Here is an 18,447-nt window from a genome sequence, read left to right as displayed (position 1 = left end):
TTGGTATGCGCATAGTTTTCCTTTTTTAAGAGAGGGGTCATCTTATGGTTTGCCATTGGCAATGGGCGATACCGTTAAAAACGATAGTATCAAGAAACAGTTGCGTGGCAGGCGAGAAAAACCTGTAAAGCCTAAAAAGAAAAAGGATAGTGTGGTTGCTAAAGATACTATTAAGCGTGCAGATGGTGCGCTTGAGGATGTAGTAGCTTACAAAGCTAAAGATAGTATTATTTTTGATGTAAAAAAGCAACAAATAGCACTTCATAACCAAACAAATGTGAAATATACTGATATTGACATTACTGCGGGTGTGGATGTGATTGACTATAAAAAGGGTGAGGTGTATGCTGGTAGGCTTAAAGATAGTGTGGGTGAATATACTCAGCACCCTGTATTTAAGCAGGGAAAAGATGTAATTGAGCCTGATTCTATCCGCTTTAACTATCGCAACCAAAAGGCTATTATTCGCAATGCTTATACCAAGCAGGACGAAAATAATGTAAAGGGCGAGGTGATAAAGAAGGAGAATGACTCTACTTACTTTATGCACAACGCTATTATTACTACGGCTGAGGATTTAGACGACCCTGATTATTACATCAAGGTGAGGAAGGCGAAGTTTGTGCCTAAAAAGAAGATTATTGCGGGGTTTAGCAATATGTATATTGCTGATATTCCTACTCCTATAGCTATTCCTTTTGCTTATTACCCTATGGTTACGGGGCGCACTTCGGGGCTTATATTTCCTACTTTTGGTGAGGTAAATAATCGTGGTTATTTTTTGCAGAACTTGGGGTACTATTTTGTTATTAGTGATAATTTTGACCTTGCTCTTTCGGCTGATTATTATACTAATGGTAGCTATGGGTTGCGCTCGCAGTCGGCTTATGTGAAACGTTACCGATATACGGGGAACTTCAATTTAACTTTTGAAAATAACATCTACAGTATGAGGGGCTTACCTGATTATTCGGGTAGCCAAATGTATAGTATTCAATGGACACACAGCAAAGATTCTAAATCGAATCCAAATTCTAACTTTTCGGCATCGGTGAATTTATCGAGTAATAGTAGGTATTACCAAGAATCGTACAATCAGGTGAACACTTCTAACTTTTTGAACAATACGATGATGTCGTCAGTATCTTATTCTAAGACATTTCCGGCTTCGCCTGCTGTGAACATATCAATTTCGGCATCGCATTCACAAAATACCAATACTAAAAATATAGAAATGACTTTGCCTTCGCTTCGTGGGAGTGTGGAACGTATCTATCCTTTTGCTAAAGAGGGGGAAACTAAAAAAGGACTTATCAAGAGTTTGAACTTTCAGTATAGTATGCAGGCTGATAATCGTTTTTCTACTTATGATAGCTTGTTTTTCAGCAAAAAGATGTTTAATGAGGCGCGCAATGGGGTACAGCACTCTATTCCTATAAGTACTACTGCAAAATTGATGAAGTATATTACTTGGGGTATCAACTCATCACTAAACGAAACTTGGCAGTTTAGGACGATACGCCGCCGCGATTTTAACGCTACTACGGGAAAAACTGCTATTGATACTATTAGAGGTTTTGATCGTTTTATGACTTACAATGCGGGAACGAGCTTGGGTACAACTATCTATGGTACTTTTAGATTTAAAAAGGGCTTTCCTATACAAGCTATACGACACGTGATGCGCCCTTCGGTAAATTATGGTTATACGCCTTCGTTTGATAGGTACTACGATTATTATATAGCTGACGCTTATGGGCGTGAGGCTCAATACACTCGCTTTGAGGGGGGAATTTACGGTACACCAGGTTTGAGTGAGGCACAGTCTATAGGCTTTTCGTTAGCCAATACTTTTGAGGCTAAAATGAAGCAAAAAGACAGCACCGAAACGCAACCCAAAAAAGTGATGCTACTCAATAGCCTGAACTTCAGTTCTAATTACAATGTGATTACTAAGCAATTTAGTCCGCTAAATGTTACAGGGGGTACGGCTATTTTCAATGGTAAATTGGGTATCAACTTTGGGGCAACGCTCAATCCTTATGCTATTGATAATAATGGGCGACAAATGGAAAAATGGAATATTGACAATGGGGGTAGCCTTTTTAGACTTACCAATGCGAATATTTCAACCAACTATTCGTTTTCTAACAAAGATAAGCAAGATAAAAAAGGGGATAAAAACAAACGCGAAAAACCCACAGGTAATGCTACAGGAGGGCGTACTGATGACCTCTTTGGCTCTTCAAGACCGCTAAATGAGGAACCAAATAGAAAGCACAAAGAGGGGGAAGAGGGCGAGGGAGACGATAAAAAACCTAAGTTTTATCAAGCTGTAATTCCGTGGGATTTGACGTTGGCGCACTCGCTTACCTACTCCAATATGGCACGGGAAGGGCGTATTGCTAATAACTCATTGATGTTCTCGGGTAATGTATCGCTTACGCCGAAATGGCAGGTGGGGGTATCGAGTGGTTATGACTTTGTAAACAAGGGGTTTACTTACACTCAATTGCGTTTTGAGCGCGACTTGGATAGCTTCCGTATGAGTTTTCAGTTTACGCCTTTTGGCTATCGCACTTCGTGGTATTTCTTTATTGGTATCAAAGCTTCTATGCTTTCGGACTTGAAATGGGAGAAAAACAAACAGCCTGATAGAGTGCTGAGGTAACAACATATTTAATAACAAATGATAACTGACAAACTTTTAAGCTATTTATTGTGCTTGCTTCCTTTTTTGGGGATAGCACAACAAGCAGATTTTGTGCGGCTAAAAGACCTTTCGCCTGATTTTGTATTTGACTTGAAATATGCTACAGCAGATAATTTTTTGAAACAGGCGGTGTATGAATGTGGTGAGTGTTATTTGCGAAAAAATACGGCTGAAGCACTAGTGAAAGCTAATGAAGAGTTTAAGCAATTGGGCTATCGCATTAAGCTGTACGATTGTTATCGACCGCTTGATGTGCAGAAAAAGATGTGGAAAATACTTCCCGGTACGCACTATGTGGCTAACCCTGCCAAAGGCTCTAAACACAATCGTGGAGCTGCTGTAGACCTTACACTTGTAGATGCAAAAGGCAAGGAACTGAATATGGGTACGCCTTTTGATTTTTTTGGGAAAGAGGCGCATCACACTTATACTCAGCACTCTAAGGAGGTGCTTGAGAATCGTAAACTGCTGAAAGAAACACTTAATAAATATAACTTTAAATCAATCTACTCTGAATGGTGGCATTATGAGTATCGCCCCGAGATGCAATCGAAAGTAGAGAATTTTCAGTGGCAATGTAATTAGGCTTGCTAATTCTGTAATTATATTGTATCTTTGCGACATCAGTCATTAAATATATTTTTTGATTATGAAAATAAAACATTACATAATAGGTTTGTGCTTGTCTTTTGGTATTTTGGTAGCTGAAAAAGCTCAAGGACAAGAGCTTAAGCCTATATTTAGCGAAAAGCGATTGAGTAAGGATACTTCTACTGCGGGTATAGATGGACCTTATGTATACTACAGAAAACACGGTGAACAGCAGGAAATAAAAGCTGTTACCGAGAAAAATGGAAAAATAGAGGTAACTACTAAGCTGTACGAAGGCAAGAGAAAACGTGCTAAAAAACTAAAAGTGCAAGTAGATAAAAATCAGTATTTTAGTTTGAGACTAAAAGAAAAGCTCACCAATGAGTCTGCTGTATATCCTATGCCTGAAAAACTGATTGCTATTTCGGATATAGAAGGGGAATTTGAGGCTTTTCGTTCTTTTCTTATTGCTAATGGGGTGATGAACAAAAAATATAAATGGACATTTGGCAAAGGGCATTTGGTAACTGTAGGTGACTTCTTCGACCGCGGACTGATGGTTACACAAACTCTTTGGCTTATCTATCACTTGGAAAACCAAGCTGAAAAAGCAGGAGGTAAGGTGCATTTTATACTTGGTAACCACGACTTGATGAATATGAATAACGACTTCCGCTATGTGCGCAAAAAATACCTTGCTAATGCTGAACTGATGAACTTTCCTTATATAGATTTTTATAAGCCTTATACTGAATTGGGTCGCTGGCTGAGCACTAAAAATATTGTGGAAAAAATAGGTGATTATGTGTTTGTACACGCGGGTATTTCTAAAGAGGTTTCTGACCTCAACTTATCCGTGCAGGAGCTGAATAACAATGCACGCCGCTATTATTTTGAAAATAAGAAAGCTCAAAAACTACAAGATAATGTATGTAGCACTATTTATAAGTTTGGTGTAAGCCCGATGTGGTACAGGGGTTGGGGCAAACAAACTATTACCCCTGAAGAAGCTCATGAGATAATGGGGCGATGGAACGTAGGCAAGTTTGTTATAGGTCATAGCCTTCATAGCGAGGTAACTTACCTGATGAATAAACGTGTGATAGACCTTGATGTACAGCACGCTAAAGGGGTAATACAGGGCTTACTGATAGAGGGGAACAATGAATATAAAGTGGATAACAAAGGAGAAAAAACTACTATAGTGGAGAATGCTTCTATCCCCGAAGATGATGATTAAAAAAACTAAGATGGAACATTTATATCTTAAGAATTTCGGACCTATTAAAGAGATGGATATAGACCTAAAACCCCTAATGGTGTTTATAGGTGAGTCTGGCAGTGGTAAGAGCGCGATTCTTAAGCTTTTATCGCTACTTCGGTGGGTGCATAAGCAGAATAATTTAAGAACTTATTTTGTAAAATCATCTATTGCTAAGAAAAAGAGTGATTATAATCGTTTAAACTCAAATTCGTTATTAAAAATTAGCGGTTTAGATGAATTAATACGCAAAGATACTGAAATTAGTTTTCAGATAGGAGATACTTTATATGAAACTAAAGGGAAAATTCTTACTGATACTAAGCTAAATGGGGAGCTAACTTTAGATAAAATAGCTTTTATCAGTGAAAACAGAGGAGTGTTACCTGATATTTATGCCAATAAAATTCCTCGTAACTTTAAACTCCCTTATTATTTACAAGATACTTATGACAACTTTTTAATAGCTTTTGAGCAATTAGATAAAAAAGAGTTCTCTATAGAAAGTACTAATTTGATACTTTTTCAAAAGAAAGGAATATTACCACAATTTTTTATAAAAGATAAAGGTAATACTTTTGAAATGAAGCTCGAGAATAGCTCAAGTGGAACAAAAACAGCTGTTTTTCCTGAAATAATAGTTTCTTACCTTACTCAGAAATATAATTTTAAAGATGTATTAGCAGGAGGTTTTAATGATTTTTTGATGAGTAAAATTCAACAAATGCAACAGTTAGGGAAAATAGAAGCTCCTAATATCAATTTAGCTAATTTCTCGAGTAGAAACCTTTCTATTTTTATAGAAGAACCAGAATTATCGCTTTTTCCATCAGCACAAAGACGATTGTTAAATAGCTTAGTGAGAGATTGCTTTGCTAAAAATAAGCAAGAAAATTGTATTACAAACTTGGCTTTTGCAACACATAGTCCATATATACTCACTTCACTCAATAACCTACTATTAGCAGGAGAAATAGGGAAGGACTCTGATAAAAAAGATGTTGTACACAATATTGTTCCTAAAGAATATTGGCTAACAACAACACAGGTAGGAGCTTATGCGATAGAAAATGGAAAAGTAAAATATATTATTGATGAGGATAATCTCATTAATGCTGAATATTTAGATAGTGTTTCAGAAGATATTGTAACAGAGTTTTCTAATTTATTAGATATTCAGTATGGAAATAGATGATAAATATAAAAAACAATGTGGTAAAATAGCTACTTGTGAGGAAAATAAGAAAAAATTCACACTTAATAATGCTACAGGTTTTGTGAAAGTACAAATTGATGGTGGTGTATTATCATTAAATGATAAAGCTACCCGTTGTGATTTTCTTTTATTTAAAGAAGAAAATTTAAAAAGATTGATAGAAATATTTGTAGAACTAAAGGGAATTGATGTACTTAAAGCATTAGAACAACTAGAAGGTAGCATACAAATGTTTGCTAAATCAAGCAATCAATATGCTATGGCAGTGGTTACTAAAATGATACCAACCACAGCTATACAAAGAAAAATAAATGATTTGACTAAGAAGAAAAAAGTAAAACTTCATATAAAAGTAAAATCATTACAATGCGACTATAACGCACAGACGAATACTCTTGATGCTATACGTAACTAAAAACTAATAAAAAATGAAAGGAATAATCTTAGCAGGCGGTTCAGGCACACGCTTGTACCCTATTACAAAAGGAGTGTCAAAACAATTGCTCCCTATTTACGACAAACCAATGATTTACTACCCGCTATCGGTGTTAATGTTGGCAGGTATTCGTGAGGTATTGGTAATTTCTACGCCTCAAGATTTACCGGGGTTTCAACGTCTTTTAGGAGATGGAACTGATTTTGGTATTCGCTTGAGTTATGCCGAACAACCAAGTCCTGATGGACTTGCGCAAGCTTTTATTATCGGCAAGGACTTTATAGGTGATGATGATGTTTGCTTAGTATTAGGTGATAATATCTTCTACGGACAAAGCTTTTCAAAAATGCTTGTGCAAGCTGTGGATAATGTAGAGAAAGAGCGCAAGGCTACTGTTTTTGGCTATTATGTGAAAGACCCTGAACGCTATGGGGTGGCTGAATTTGATGCTCAAGGAAATGTGCTTAGTATAGAAGAGAAACCTGCCCAACCTAAATCTAACTATGCAGTAGTAGGGCTTTATTTTTACCCTAATAAAGTAGTGAAAGTGGCAGGAGAAATTAAACCTTCGGCACGTGGTGAGCTTGAAATTACAACTGTTAATCAGGTATTTCTAAACGATGGTGAACTGAAAGTACAACTTTTAGGTCGTGGTTTTGCGTGGTTAGATACAGGTACTCACGATTCACTTAGTGAGGCATCAAACTTTGTAGAGACTTTAGAAAAACGTCAGGGCTTGAAAATCTCTTGTTTGGAAGAAATAGCTTATCGCAAAGGTTGGATAAGTGCTGAAAAACTAAGAGAGTTAGCTCAGCCAATGCTCAAAAACCAATACGGGCAGTATCTTTTGCAGCTTCTAACTAACAACTAATAAAATAAGGAAATGGCAAAACTAAAAACAGCTTATTTCTGTCAGAATTGTGGAGCACAATACGGTAAATGGCAAGGACAGTGTCATATCTGCAAGCAGTGGAATACTATTGTGGAAGAGGTAGTGCAAAAAGAAGAAAAGCCTATATGGCAAGAACGAGAAACTACAACAAGCAGAAATAAAGCTCCTAAATATATTGCTGTTTCACAAATTAGCACTCAGCAAGAGGAACGCCTCAATAGCAATAACCACGAGCTGAACAACGTGCTGGGAGGTGGTATAGTGCCTGGTTCGGTAACACTTTTAGGAGGCGAACCAGGTATTGGAAAAAGTACGCTATTACTGCAAATAGCACTCAATTTGCCTTATCGCACCCTTTATGTATCGGGAGAAGAAAGTGAAAAACAGATAAAAATGCGTGCCGATCGTATTCCGCATCGTCTTGATAACTGTTATATCCTCACCGAAACCAAAACACAAAATATCTTCCAACAAATAAAAGAACTCTTGCCCGAAATAGTGATTATCGACTCTATACAAACACTGCAATCAGACTACATAGAGGCTTCGGCAGGGAGCATCTCACAAATAAGAGAATGTACTTCTGAACTGATTAAGTTTGCTAAAACTACACACACGCCTGTAATTCTCATCGGGCACATCACTAAAGACGGACAGATAGCAGGACCTAAAATATTAGAACATATGGTAGATACCGTCTTGCAGTTTGAAGGCGATCGCAACCACGTATATCGCATTTTGCGTTCGCTGAAAAATCGTTTTGGTTCTACTTCTGAGTTGGGTATTTATGAGATGCTCAGTAATGGATTGCGCGAAGTGAATAACCCTTCCGAAATACTTATTTCTAAAACTGATGAAACTATCAGCGGAACTTCTATTGCGGCTACTTTGGAAGGTATGCGTCCGCTGATGATTGAAATACAAGCCCTTGTAAGTACAGCAGTGTATGGTACGCCACAGCGCAGCACTACGGGCTTTAATGCTAAACGACTAAATATGCTCTTAGCAGTGCTCGAAAAACGCGCAGGTTTCCGTTTGGGGGCTAAGGACGTGTTTTTAAACATCACAGGAGGTATTACTATTGATGACCCAGCTACCGATTTAGGCGTAGCAATGGCTATTTTATCGTCTAATGAAGATATAGCTATTGATAAAGATGTTTGTTTTGCAGGCGAAGTAGGTTTAGGAGGTGAAATACGTCCTGTACAGCGGGTAGAACAACGTATTACCGAAGCAGAAAAATTAGGATTCAATACTATTTTTGTTTCTAAATACAACAAAATAGCTCTCAAGAATACAAATATTAAGATTGTAAAAGTAGCCAAGATAGAAGACGCTATTCAGGAACTTTTTGGATAAGAAGAGTATGTTAAAACGACTTTTAAAAGATACAACTATTTACGGCATAGCAACCGTCTTGCCTCGTGTGATGACGCTCTTGCTCACACGCCTCTATGTTAATAAGCTCGATACCTATGATTTTGGTATCTATTCAGGTATTTTTGCATATATTATTTTAGGCAATGTATTGCTGTCGTATGGTATGGAAACTGCTTTTTTCCGCTTTATGAATAAAGACAAGCATACCAAAAAAGTACAATCTACCGCACTTACTTCACTTACAGTTACTTCTTTGTTATTTTTAGCACTTGCCTATCTGTTACGCGAGTCTATTGCTTCGTGGCTCAATTATGATACCGAGCATATCGTTTTTGCTATTCTTATTTTAGTGTTTGATAGTTTAGTGGTTATACCCTTTGCGTGGCTACGCAATAACAACAAACCACTGACTTATGCAGCTATAAAAGTAGGGAGTACAGCCATTAATATGCTTCTAAATATCTATTTCCTTACTTTTTTTTCTGAGAAAGAACTTTATATGGAAGCAGGGGTTACTTATATATTTCTTTCCAATGTAATTGCAAGTTTGCTCACCCTTATAGTTCTGATACCTGTTTATGTCAAGATTCGTTTTAGTTTTTCATATCAGTTATGGCGTGAAATGATGCTTTATGCCTTCCCGGTGCTATTAGCGGGCATTGCTTTCGCTATCAACGAAGGCTTCGATCGCGTCTTTTTGCGTATGTTACTCCCCAAAGAAACCGCCGATACCACTATAGGGGTTTATTCTGCTTGTTATAAAATGGGTACTTTTATGAATCTTTTTGTAACTGCATATAAGCTGGGGGTAGAACCCTTCTTTTTCAGCACAGCTAAGGATAAGAACGCTAAAAAAAGCTATGCCAAAGTAACCGAATACTTCACTATCTTTGGTGGTTTCTTCTTATTGTTTATAACCGTCTTTACCAATGTATTCAAACACATACTTATTCCCAACGAAGCCTATTGGGAAGCCCTTTGGATAGTACCCATTATTCTGTTAGCCAATCTATGCTTGGGTATTTACCACAGCCTTTCAGTATGGTATAAAGTAACCGATAACACCAAATTTGGAGCTATCTTCTCTATTATCGGAATGCTCGTTACAATCGTTTTTAACTTTACCCTTATTCCGTTGTTCAGTTATAAAGGGGCTGCTTTGGCTACTCTTGCTGCCTATGCTTCTATGATGTTATTTTCTTATTATTACGGGCAGAAACATTACCGTATCCCATATAGGCAGCGAATACTGAAATTCTTTTTAGGAATTAGTATCCTCTTCACGTTTGTAGAGTTTTATCTTTTCAATGTCAATATCTTTACGGGGATACTTCTATTAGTTATCTATGGCTATTTAGCCAATCTCATTGTAGATGTAACAGGAATGCTAAAGAAAAGAAAGACAGCCAGTAGCACCACAGTTAAATAAATTTTGCCAAAGGAGTATGCTTGTATAGCCACCCCTTGGCAAAATTAATGAATATATTGAGATTAGGCTATTTTAGTTTTAGCTCTTCCACAGTTGCTTTAATCCTGCTATCAAGCTCTTTTTCTACAGCGTTAAAGTCTTCTACTTTGCTCAGAGGAGCATTTACGCTGAAGTAGAACTTAATTTTAGGTTCAGTACCGCTAGGGCGTGCCGCAATCTTAGTACCCTTATCAGTGTGGTAGATAAGCACGTTCGATTTTGGTATGTCAATATTGCTTACTTCACCTGTTAGCAAATTATGCGCTTTTGAGGTTTGATAATCTTCCACTAAAGTTACTTTTTCACCATTGATAGACTTCAATGGGTTTTCGCGCAAGTCCTTCATCATTTTTGCAATTTCTTCCGAACCCGAAATGCCTTTTTTCACCAGTGAGATAAGGTACTCTTTGTAGAAACCATATTTCACATAAGCCTTTAGCAGTTCGTTATAGAAAGAACTACCTTTAGCTTTAGCATCAGCAGCTATTTCACACGCCAATAGTGTAGCGGTAACCGCATCTTTATCGCGTACAAAGTCGCTTACCATATAGCCAAAACTTTCTTCACCACCCCCTATAAATCTAAGTTCAGGGAAGTCTTTTATCATTTTAGCTATCCATTTAAAGCCCGTTAAGCCCTCTTTGTATTGTACCCCGTAAGCATTAGCAATAGCGCGTACCATAGGAGTAGAAACAATGGTAGAAGCTACAAACTCATTGCCTTTAAAACCTTTTTTGCTTTCGTGGTTTAGCAAGAAGTCAGTCATCATCACCATAGTTTGATTGCCGTTTAGCAGTTTCATTTTGCCGTTGAGGTCGCGAACAGCAATACCAATACGGTCGCAATCAGGGTCAGTGCCAATAACGATATCTGCACCTATTTCGTCAGCTTTTTTAAGAGCGATAGTAAGAGCCTCAGGTTCTTCAGGGTTAGGTGATTTTACAGTAGGGAAGTTACCATCAGGGGTAGCTTGTTCTTCTACGATGTGTAGGTTGCTATACCCAGCGCGTTTTAGCACTTCAGGAACCATAGTGATAGAAGTACCGTGCAAAGAAGTAAATACAATCTTCAGTTTATCTTTCTCAGGCACTCCAAAGTTCACGTGCTTAATAGAAGCCTCAGCAAATGCGTTGTCCAAATCCTTGTCGATGTAATGTATAAGGCTTTCGTCAGCGTTGAATTTGATGTCTTTAAAATCAATAGTTTCAATAGCCTTCATAATATCGCCGTCTTCAGGAGGAACAGTTTGTCCACCATCTTGCCAATACACTTTATAGCCGTTGTATTCTGGCGGATTGTGCGAAGCAGTAAGTACAATTCCCGCTTGGCATTGCAGTTGTCGCACCGTGAATGAAAGTTCTGGAGTAGGGCGTAAGTCCGAAAACAAGAATACTTTAATGCCGTTTGCTGCAAATACATCAGCTACCACTTTAGCAAATGTTTTAGAGTTGTTGCGGCAGTCGTGTGCTATAGCCACCCTTATTTCTTGGTTAGGAAATGATTTTTTCAGGTAGTTACTAAGCCCTTGAGTGTTCTTTCCAAGCGTGTATTTATTGATACGATTAGTACCAATCCCCATAATACCGCGCATACCGCCTGTTCCAAATTCTAAGTTCTTGTGGAAAGCCTCATTTAGTTCATCGGGGTTGCCATCAATGAGTGCCTGAACCTTGCTGCGTGTTTCCTCGTCAAAAACATCAGAGAGCCACGCTTTTGCTGTTTCAATACTTTTCATAAAAATAAATTTATTTATAAGGGGGTGTTTTTGGTACTAAAAAGCCTCAAATACCCTCGTTTTTTTCTATGGCAAAAGTACAAAATATTTTCTAATTAGCAAAAATAATATGTTAATTTTTTTACGGTTTCATTTCTATCCAATATTCATACAGCATAAAGCTCAATTGTTGCTTGTCTCCTTTGTCTATCAAGCGCTGCACTTCAGGCTTTTCCATTACGTAAAAAGCCAATTTACCTATTTCTTCCTCCGTCAGATGATGTTCGGTGGCTAAGTAGCTACCCATCTCATTTATAATGTAATGAGCTGCTTTTATATTCTTTTCATTTACTACCTCTTTTTTGATAATTTTTGTTTTTCCAGAGAGAGCGTTCATTACAGAAAGAATATTAAAATCCACACGCCCCACCAGCAGTTTGTAAAGCGTAATTTCGTCTGCTTGTAGTAAATTAGTATGTGTATATTCCCTTTTTTCTTGCAACGAACGCTCTTTAGGGGTATGCTGAAGTATTCCCAAGCTTTGAGCTGTAATTTTACCCCTTTCCGTTACGCTCACCTCTTCAAGCGCAATCGTTACATCGCTCATTGTCAGTACCACAATCCGTTGCAAATCCACTGGTGTAACACTGCGGTATATTGTTTTTTTGCCCATAAAAGTACATTTCAGGCTATGCCCTTTGCTTGCTTTAATGGCAAACGACCCCTCGCTGTCGGTAGTAGTAGCCTCTTGGTTGTCAATGTTCTGTATATGTACCCCTTCCAAAGGTTTCAGGTTGTAGTATATTTTGCCCCGTACTATCGTTTCTTGGGCATAGGTAGCCACCAAAGTAGCCCATAGTATAAAAGTAGCTATATATTTCATTTTCAGTTAGTTTTTATCAGCTATGGCTTAGCTTCTTCCGCCTGTACCATTAGCTTGTATTTACGCCAATATTCCAAAAGTAAAAAACCCAATTGTTGGTCTTCTTTGCGCCCCACCAGCGTATGTATTTCAGGTTCTTCCATTACGTAATAAGTCAAAATTTCAACCTCCTCATCCGTTATTTTTAGTTCTTTTTTCAAAAACTCGCTTAGGTGTTCCCGCAGGTAGAGCGCCACTTGCATATTTTTTTCGTTAGCAACTATCTTTTTTAGTATCTTTTTTTGTCCAGAAAGCGTACTTAGGATAGATACAATCCCAATCCCTTTAGTCGCATAAAGTCTTTTCTCAGCAAAAGTACGTTCTTTAGTAGTATGTTGCAAGATACCCAAGTCTTGAGCAGAAATTTTTCGGTATTTTGACACTTCTACCCCTTCCAGCTCGTTGATATCCTCTTTCATTGCGATAAGAAGTCCCCCAAAGCCAAAATCCTCTTTAGTAACCTTGTGAAAAGTAGTCGTCATACCCACAAAACTAATTTTCAGAGTACTATTTTCGCGAGCATTGATGCTGAAATATCCATTAGCATCAGTCGTAGCCACTGTATGGTTCGTCATATTCAGCACGTGAGCTCCTGCCAAAGGAATAGTATCCTGCACAACCCTACCACGTACAACCGACTGCCCCCAAGCTGTCAAGCCCCAGCAGCATATAGTCATTGTAATAAAAAAACGCAATGTCATATATTTTAGTTCTTATTTTTTGATATAAAAATACAATTTAATACAAAGTTACAGCACCACACACCTGTCGCACTCCCACAAGTCCTACCTGTCCCACAAGTCCCACAAGTCTTACAAGTCCCACAAGTCCCACAAGTCTTACAAGTCCCACTGTCCCACAAGTCCTAGAAGTCCTACCTGTCGCACTCCCACAAATTCAAAATTCAGAATTCAAAATTCAAAATTTACTATGTCTCTTCCAGTATAGCATTATCAAAAATCCTATCAAAGCACCCCCTATATGTGCAAAGTGAGCAATATTACCCCCAAAAATACCTCCACTTCCTGTAATGCCCAGCACCAAGTCCAAGCCCACGATAATAGGAATAAAGTAACGTGCTGCAATAGGGTAGGGGATAAAAAGCATCATCAGCTTAGTATCAGGAAAAAACATACCAAAAGCCACCAGAATACCATAAATAGCCCCCGATGCCCCTATTGTTGTAGAAGCCAATGCACTTGCCATATTGTCAAAGGTACTCTTATTGATAATCGTTTCCCAATAAGGATAATAACGACCGTCCGAGATAAGAGCAATAACCCCCTGAGGGTCAACATTCTCCATCGCCAAAGCATTCAGCCCCTGATGTACGTGATAGTAATTTACTGCCGTGTGCAACAAGGCAGCCCCCACTCCACACGAAAAGTAGAAGAAAAGAAATTTATTGCGCCCCCATATATTTTCCAAAGGCGACCCAAATGCCCACAAAGCATACATATTGAAAAACAAATGCATAAAATCAGCGTGCAAAAACATATAGCTAATATATTGCCACCAATGAAAATGCGTGTTTTCAAAGTAATAAAGCGGGAGCAACCCCCTTATGTTTAAATGCGATAGTAAGTTAAATTCGGTAATCAACAAAAAAATAGTGTTGATAATCACCAAGTGTAATACTGTTTTTGTAATTCGTTCCATTACTAATTTTCTAATTTACTAATTTTTTAATTTGCTAATCATTAAACATCGCCCCAATTTCGTTCCCCGAGAGATTGTAGTAAATCCGTTTTCCAAAAGGCGAAATTAATACTTCTTCACAACTAAACAAGTTATTTACCAAAACTTCTTGTTCCTCTTCACTCAGCACCTGTCCCGTTTTCACCGCCAAGCTACGGCTCAAAGCCTTCGCAAAAGCCTCTTTCTGAGTGTTTTCACTACTTGGCAAAGCCTCAATATGCTCCTGTATCAAGTTGTTGAAAATATGCGGTATTTCACTTTCTGTAAGGTGCATTGGCACTCCGCTGATGCATATCCTATCTGCCTCTATGTCAAAAGTAAAACCTATTTGTTCAAAAAGCCCTCGCAAGCTCCCTATGATTGCCAATTCCTCAGCCCCAAAAGCCAATTCATACGGAAACATTAGCTGCTGACTGCTGCTGTGGTTCCTGCTCAAATTTCTCATAAAGCGCTCATAAAGTATCCGCTGGTGAGCACGATTGCGATTGATGATAATCAGCTCACCCCCCAAGGTAGTAACTAAATACTTCTGCGCCAGCGTAATAATCTTTTTGCTTTGCGGCAGCACCTGCGGTTGCTCAAATAGCGTATTAGTAGCCTGCATAGGCTCTATTTGTGAAATTGCCGACTCAATACCCGTGTACAAACTCTCCCACGATGCCGTTTTTTTGCTAAAAGAAGGCTGATAAGAACCACCCCCATTACTGCGTTGCTGCCCTTCTTCCTTAAAAGGATTAAAGTTCGGGTCTACCGTTATTTTCGGAAAAGTAGCCTCCTTGTCTTTGTATGCATAAGGAATATCAAAGGTAGGGTCTTTGCTAAAATCAAGAGTAGGCGCAATATTAAACTGTCCCAAACTATGCTTTATTGCCGATTTTAGCAAAGCGTAAATCGTATGCTCTTCCTCAAATTTTATCTCCGTTTTAGTAGGGTGTATATTGATGTCTATTGTAGCAGGATCTACCTCCAGATTGATAAAGTATTCAGGCTTTTGCGTAGGCTGTATAAGACCCTCGTAAGCCGCTGCAATAGCGTGGTTCAAATACTGACTTCTTACAAAACGATGATTTACCAGCAAAAACTGCAAATTCTTATTTTTAGCCAAAAAATTAGGCTTCACTATAAAACCGCTGATACGCACCACATTGGTATCTTCGGCAATAATAGGCACCAATTTCTCATTAGTTTTGTTGCCAAACAAATGCACTATACGCTGCCTAAAATTAGTCGCAGGCAGGTTAAACAATTCACTTCCATTGTTGTAAAGGTAGAAATGTATGGCAGGGTGAGCCAAAGCCACCCGCTGAAATTCATCTAAAATATGGCGCACCTCCACCGTATCCGATTTTAAAAAATTACGCCTTGCAGGAATATTGAAAAACAGATTTTTCATAGCAATACTCGTCCCGTTAGGGCACACACAAGGCTCTTGCCGACTGATATTACTACCCTCTATGAATATTTCCGTCCCCAATTCATCCTCATCGCGCTTAGTTTGCATCTCAATATGCGCAATAGCCGCTATCGAGGCAAGAGCTTCCCCCCTAAACCCCTTTGTTTGCAAGCTGAAAAGGTCTTCTGCACGTTGTATTTTAGAAGTAGCGTGCCGTTCAAATGCCAAACGAGCATCCGTAGGGCTCATACCTATTCCGTTGTCAATTACCTGCACCAGAGTTTTACCCGCATCCTTTATCAGCAGTTTGATGATGGTAGCCTTAGCGTCAATAGCATTTTCCATAAGCTCCTTTACAGCCGAAGCAGGACGCTGAATCACCTCACCCGCCGCTATCTGGTTTGCCACGTGATCAGGCAGTAATTTTATTATATCCATAGTTAGTTTGTTAATAGTTAGTTTGTCAATTAGCCAATTTGTCAATTTATACCCCTAATTTACCACACCAGCATTTTTTAGAGATACCCCTCACAAGTCCCAAAAGTCCCATAATTCAGAATTCAAAATTCAAAATTCAAAATTCAAAATTCAAAATGCGCCACACACTTTGGCAAACTTTAAGAGTTTGCCAAAGTTTTTTAGAAACACACCTCGCACTCCCACAATTCAAAATTTGTGCGCCACACACTTTGGCAAACTTTAAGAGTTTGCCAAAGTTTTTTAAAATATACCTTGCACTCCACAATTCAAAATTTGTGCGCCACACACTTTGGCAAACTTTAAGAGTTTGCCAAAGTTTTTTAGAAATACACCTCGCACTCCCACAATTCACAATTCACAATTCACAATTCACAATTCACAATTCACAATTCAAAATTCAAAATTCAATTTCTCTCTTTCAAAAATATGCAAAGTATGATTACTATCTAAGATATACACCTTATTTTCTGAGACTTTTAAATCTCTAAGGCGTGTAAAACTATCATCTCGTTCACCTACTTCAATAGGCTCTGAAATATAGATAATTTCCTTGGTATTGATGTCTAAAATGCCAAATTGTAATTCTTTGTCATTATAAAAATACAATAAATCTCCTTGTAAACTTGTATTTCCATTAACCCCATATTTTTTTAGGTTCATTTTCTCCATTTTATCCCACATACCATATAGCATAGGAGTTATTTTTTCTTTATTGAGGTCTATTTCAAAAAATCTGTCAGCTATTAAACCAATAATTATTCCTTTTTTATCATCCAAAATAAATTTTGCACGATAAAAAATGTAAAACTCTTCACTATCTACATAACTATCTACTTTGCCTAATAAATTCCTCTTGGCTATCCCTAGAATACGATGTTTCAATTCCCCAGTTTGAATATCTAAACCAATAAATCCACCTCTTTCTATATAAACCCAAAGGATATTGTTATATATTCCTACAATTTGTTCTACTTCATAGTCAAATTCTTCATCTGTACTGTAATCTTTACCTTTACCAAGTGAAGCAAGAGAAAACTCCCAAAGATGTTCTTTCTTTTGAATAGAAAAAGCTCTGATAGACATCACATCATCATATATTTTATTCTTTTTATACACATATATGTACACACCCATTTGGAAAAAACTTATAGAAAATTTGTCAATTTCACCTAATACCATAAGATTCTCTTCTCTATCCAAAAGAGCCGTAATGAATATTTTTTGTTGTTCATCTAAAAAATAAGTTTCTAAAAACTCTTTAGATAAATACAAAAAAGCTTTGTCTTTTCCTTCTTCTATTAATTCTAAATTTTCGTCAAAGATTTTATAATTATTCTCCCACTCACTACAATAGAATTTACCATTAAAAGTAGCAAGCGGACTTAGTGGCGTTTTGTAAAGCATTTGTTTTTTTTCGCCACATTGAATTTCATCAGATGTATTGATGTAATAAGGTTTGCCTTTATAGATAACATAATCTCTTACATTATCTATTTTAGAAATTAATTTAAACATTTTATTGTGTTTTTACAAAGTTATAGAGTGCTGAATTTGTATCGTTTATCAACTTTTCTAATCTTACTTTATCATTAGGATTTATAATACCTAAACTTTCCTTTAGTTTAGGATTCATAAACTTTAAAATTTCATCACTATTACGTTTAAACAATTCTTTAAAAGCTTGTTTTACGTCATTTATATTAGCTTTATTACTGTTAATCACATAAGCTAAATCTTTTATTTCATCAACTTCTTGTAAATAACTTTCAAATTGTTGGATAAAACCTTTATCATTAGCTATTTTACTCCACGTTTCACTATTATAACTCTTGAACTCTTCAAATAAAGGTAGACCTTCATTTCGGTTAGTGTTAAACTTCACATCATAACGGCAGTTAGGACAAATGCCGTCTAAGGTATTTTCAAACTTCATATCTAAATGCTCAATGTTTTCAGGTGTATATTTTTTAGGGTTCTTGTTAAAGGTGGAAAGCATATGCTGTGTGCCTTCGCTAGCTTTGGCTCACACTCCTCCCGTCCCACTTTCTTTGTTTATTGTATATCTTTAGCCTTTGCTTTTAAGACTTATCACTGTAATCTTATTTCAGGATATGACAACTTTCTTTGTTTTTGCATACCTTTAGCCTTTACTCTTAAGACTTATACTATAAATTTATTTCAGGATATCACCCCCATTGCTCCCATTGCTCCCATTGTTCCCATTGTTCCCATAACCGCTTGCACGCCCGCACCCCAATTCAAAATTCAGAATTCAGAATTCAT

At 37.5% G+C, this 18,447-nt stretch carries 15 protein-coding genes; 8 read left to right on the top strand and 7 right to left on the bottom strand.

All coding sequences use genetic code 11. From position 1 onward, the window contains the following. Positions 1 to 61 precede the first annotated feature (61 nt). The 8 genes from J4N46_RS01770 (at position 62) to J4N46_RS01735 (ending at position 9,918) form a co-directional block, all read left to right on the top strand. Positions 62 to 2,671, top strand: a complete 2,610-nt coding sequence (locus J4N46_RS01770) for a putative LPS assembly protein LptD (RefSeq protein WP_236013578.1) — start codon at positions 62 to 64, stop codon at positions 2,669 to 2,671. A gap of 18 nt (positions 2,672 to 2,689) precedes the next feature. Beyond that, the gene (locus J4N46_RS01765) at positions 2,690 to 3,298 is read left to right on the top strand and encodes a M15 family metallopeptidase (protein WP_208057821.1); all 609 of its coding nucleotides are present in this window, start codon (positions 2,690 to 2,692) and stop codon (positions 3,296 to 3,298) included. Between the two features lie 64 nt (positions 3,299 to 3,362). Then, the gene (locus tag J4N46_RS01760) at positions 3,363 to 4,544 is read left to right on the top strand and encodes a metallophosphoesterase (RefSeq protein WP_208057819.1); all 1,182 of its coding nucleotides are present in this window, start codon (positions 3,363 to 3,365) and stop codon (positions 4,542 to 4,544) included. A 10-nt stretch (positions 4,545 to 4,554) separates the two neighbouring features. Beyond that, the gene (locus J4N46_RS01755; protein WP_208057816.1) at positions 4,555 to 5,760 is read left to right on the top strand and encodes an AAA family ATPase; all 1,206 of its coding nucleotides are present in this window, start codon (positions 4,555 to 4,557) and stop codon (positions 5,758 to 5,760) included. Then, positions 5,747 to 6,196 (top strand): hypothetical protein, encoded by a 450-nt coding sequence (locus J4N46_RS01750; RefSeq protein WP_208057815.1) that lies wholly within the window; start codon positions 5,747 to 5,749, stop codon positions 6,194 to 6,196. Before J4N46_RS01755 ends, J4N46_RS01750 begins: the two co-directional genes overlap by 14 nt. A 13-nt stretch (positions 6,197 to 6,209) precedes the next feature. Further along, positions 6,210 to 7,088: a glucose-1-phosphate thymidylyltransferase RfbA gene (gene rfbA, locus J4N46_RS01745; RefSeq protein WP_208057814.1), complete on the top strand. Its 879-nt coding sequence runs from the start codon at positions 6,210 to 6,212 to the stop codon at positions 7,086 to 7,088. A gap of 12 nt (positions 7,089 to 7,100) precedes the next feature. Further along, positions 7,101 to 8,468 carry a DNA repair protein RadA gene (gene radA, locus J4N46_RS01740; RefSeq protein ID WP_208057805.1) on the top strand — a complete coding sequence of 456 codons (1,368 nt, stop codon included), beginning with the start codon at positions 7,101 to 7,103 and terminating at the stop codon, positions 8,466 to 8,468. A gap of 7 nt (positions 8,469 to 8,475) precedes the next feature. After that, on the top strand, positions 8,476 to 9,918 hold the full coding sequence (locus J4N46_RS01735) for a lipopolysaccharide biosynthesis protein (protein ID WP_208057803.1): 1,443 nt from the start codon (positions 8,476 to 8,478) through the stop codon (positions 9,916 to 9,918). 67 nt (positions 9,919 to 9,985) lie between these two features. Here the strand turns inward: J4N46_RS01735 and J4N46_RS01730 are convergent, their stop codons facing one another. From J4N46_RS01730 to J4N46_RS01695, 7 genes are all read right to left on the bottom strand, one after another. Continuing rightward, positions 9,986 to 11,692, bottom strand: coding sequence for a phospho-sugar mutase (locus J4N46_RS01730; RefSeq protein ID WP_208057798.1), 1,707 nt, complete (start codon positions 11,690 to 11,692; stop codon positions 9,986 to 9,988). Positions 11,693 to 11,813: 121 nt separating this feature from the next. Then, entirely contained in the window at positions 11,814 to 12,554 is a 741-nt protein-coding gene (locus J4N46_RS01725; RefSeq protein ID WP_208057796.1) for a carboxypeptidase-like regulatory domain-containing protein, read from the bottom strand. A 20-nt stretch (positions 12,555 to 12,574) separates the two neighbouring features. Beyond that, complete coding sequence (locus J4N46_RS01720; RefSeq protein WP_236013556.1) at positions 12,575 to 13,294, bottom strand: carboxypeptidase-like regulatory domain-containing protein; 720 nt, start codon at positions 13,292 to 13,294, stop codon at positions 12,575 to 12,577. Between the two features lie 217 nt (positions 13,295 to 13,511). Next, positions 13,512 to 14,252: a rhomboid family intramembrane serine protease gene (locus tag J4N46_RS01715; RefSeq protein WP_208057794.1), complete on the bottom strand. Its 741-nt coding sequence runs from the start codon at positions 14,250 to 14,252 to the stop codon at positions 13,512 to 13,514. A 34-nt stretch (positions 14,253 to 14,286) separates the two neighbouring features. Beyond that, complete coding sequence (gene mutL, locus J4N46_RS01710) at positions 14,287 to 16,122, bottom strand: DNA mismatch repair endonuclease MutL (protein ID WP_208057792.1); 1,836 nt, start codon at positions 16,120 to 16,122, stop codon at positions 14,287 to 14,289. Between the two features lie 432 nt (positions 16,123 to 16,554). Then, positions 16,555 to 17,679: a hypothetical protein gene (locus tag J4N46_RS12600; RefSeq protein ID WP_236013554.1), complete on the bottom strand. Its 1,125-nt coding sequence runs from the start codon at positions 17,677 to 17,679 to the stop codon at positions 16,555 to 16,557. Position 17,680: 1 nt separating this feature from the next. Then, the gene (locus tag J4N46_RS01695) at positions 17,681 to 18,160 is read right to left on the bottom strand and encodes a globin family protein (RefSeq protein WP_236013552.1); all 480 of its coding nucleotides are present in this window, start codon (positions 18,158 to 18,160) and stop codon (positions 17,681 to 17,683) included. Positions 18,161 to 18,447: the final 287 nt, after the last annotated feature.

The organism is Capnocytophaga bilenii (assembly GCF_017565765.1).
Classification (GTDB): Bacteria; Bacteroidota; Bacteroidia; order Flavobacteriales; family Flavobacteriaceae; genus Capnocytophaga; species Capnocytophaga bilenii.
This window is presented reverse-complemented; position numbering and strand designations above follow the sequence as displayed.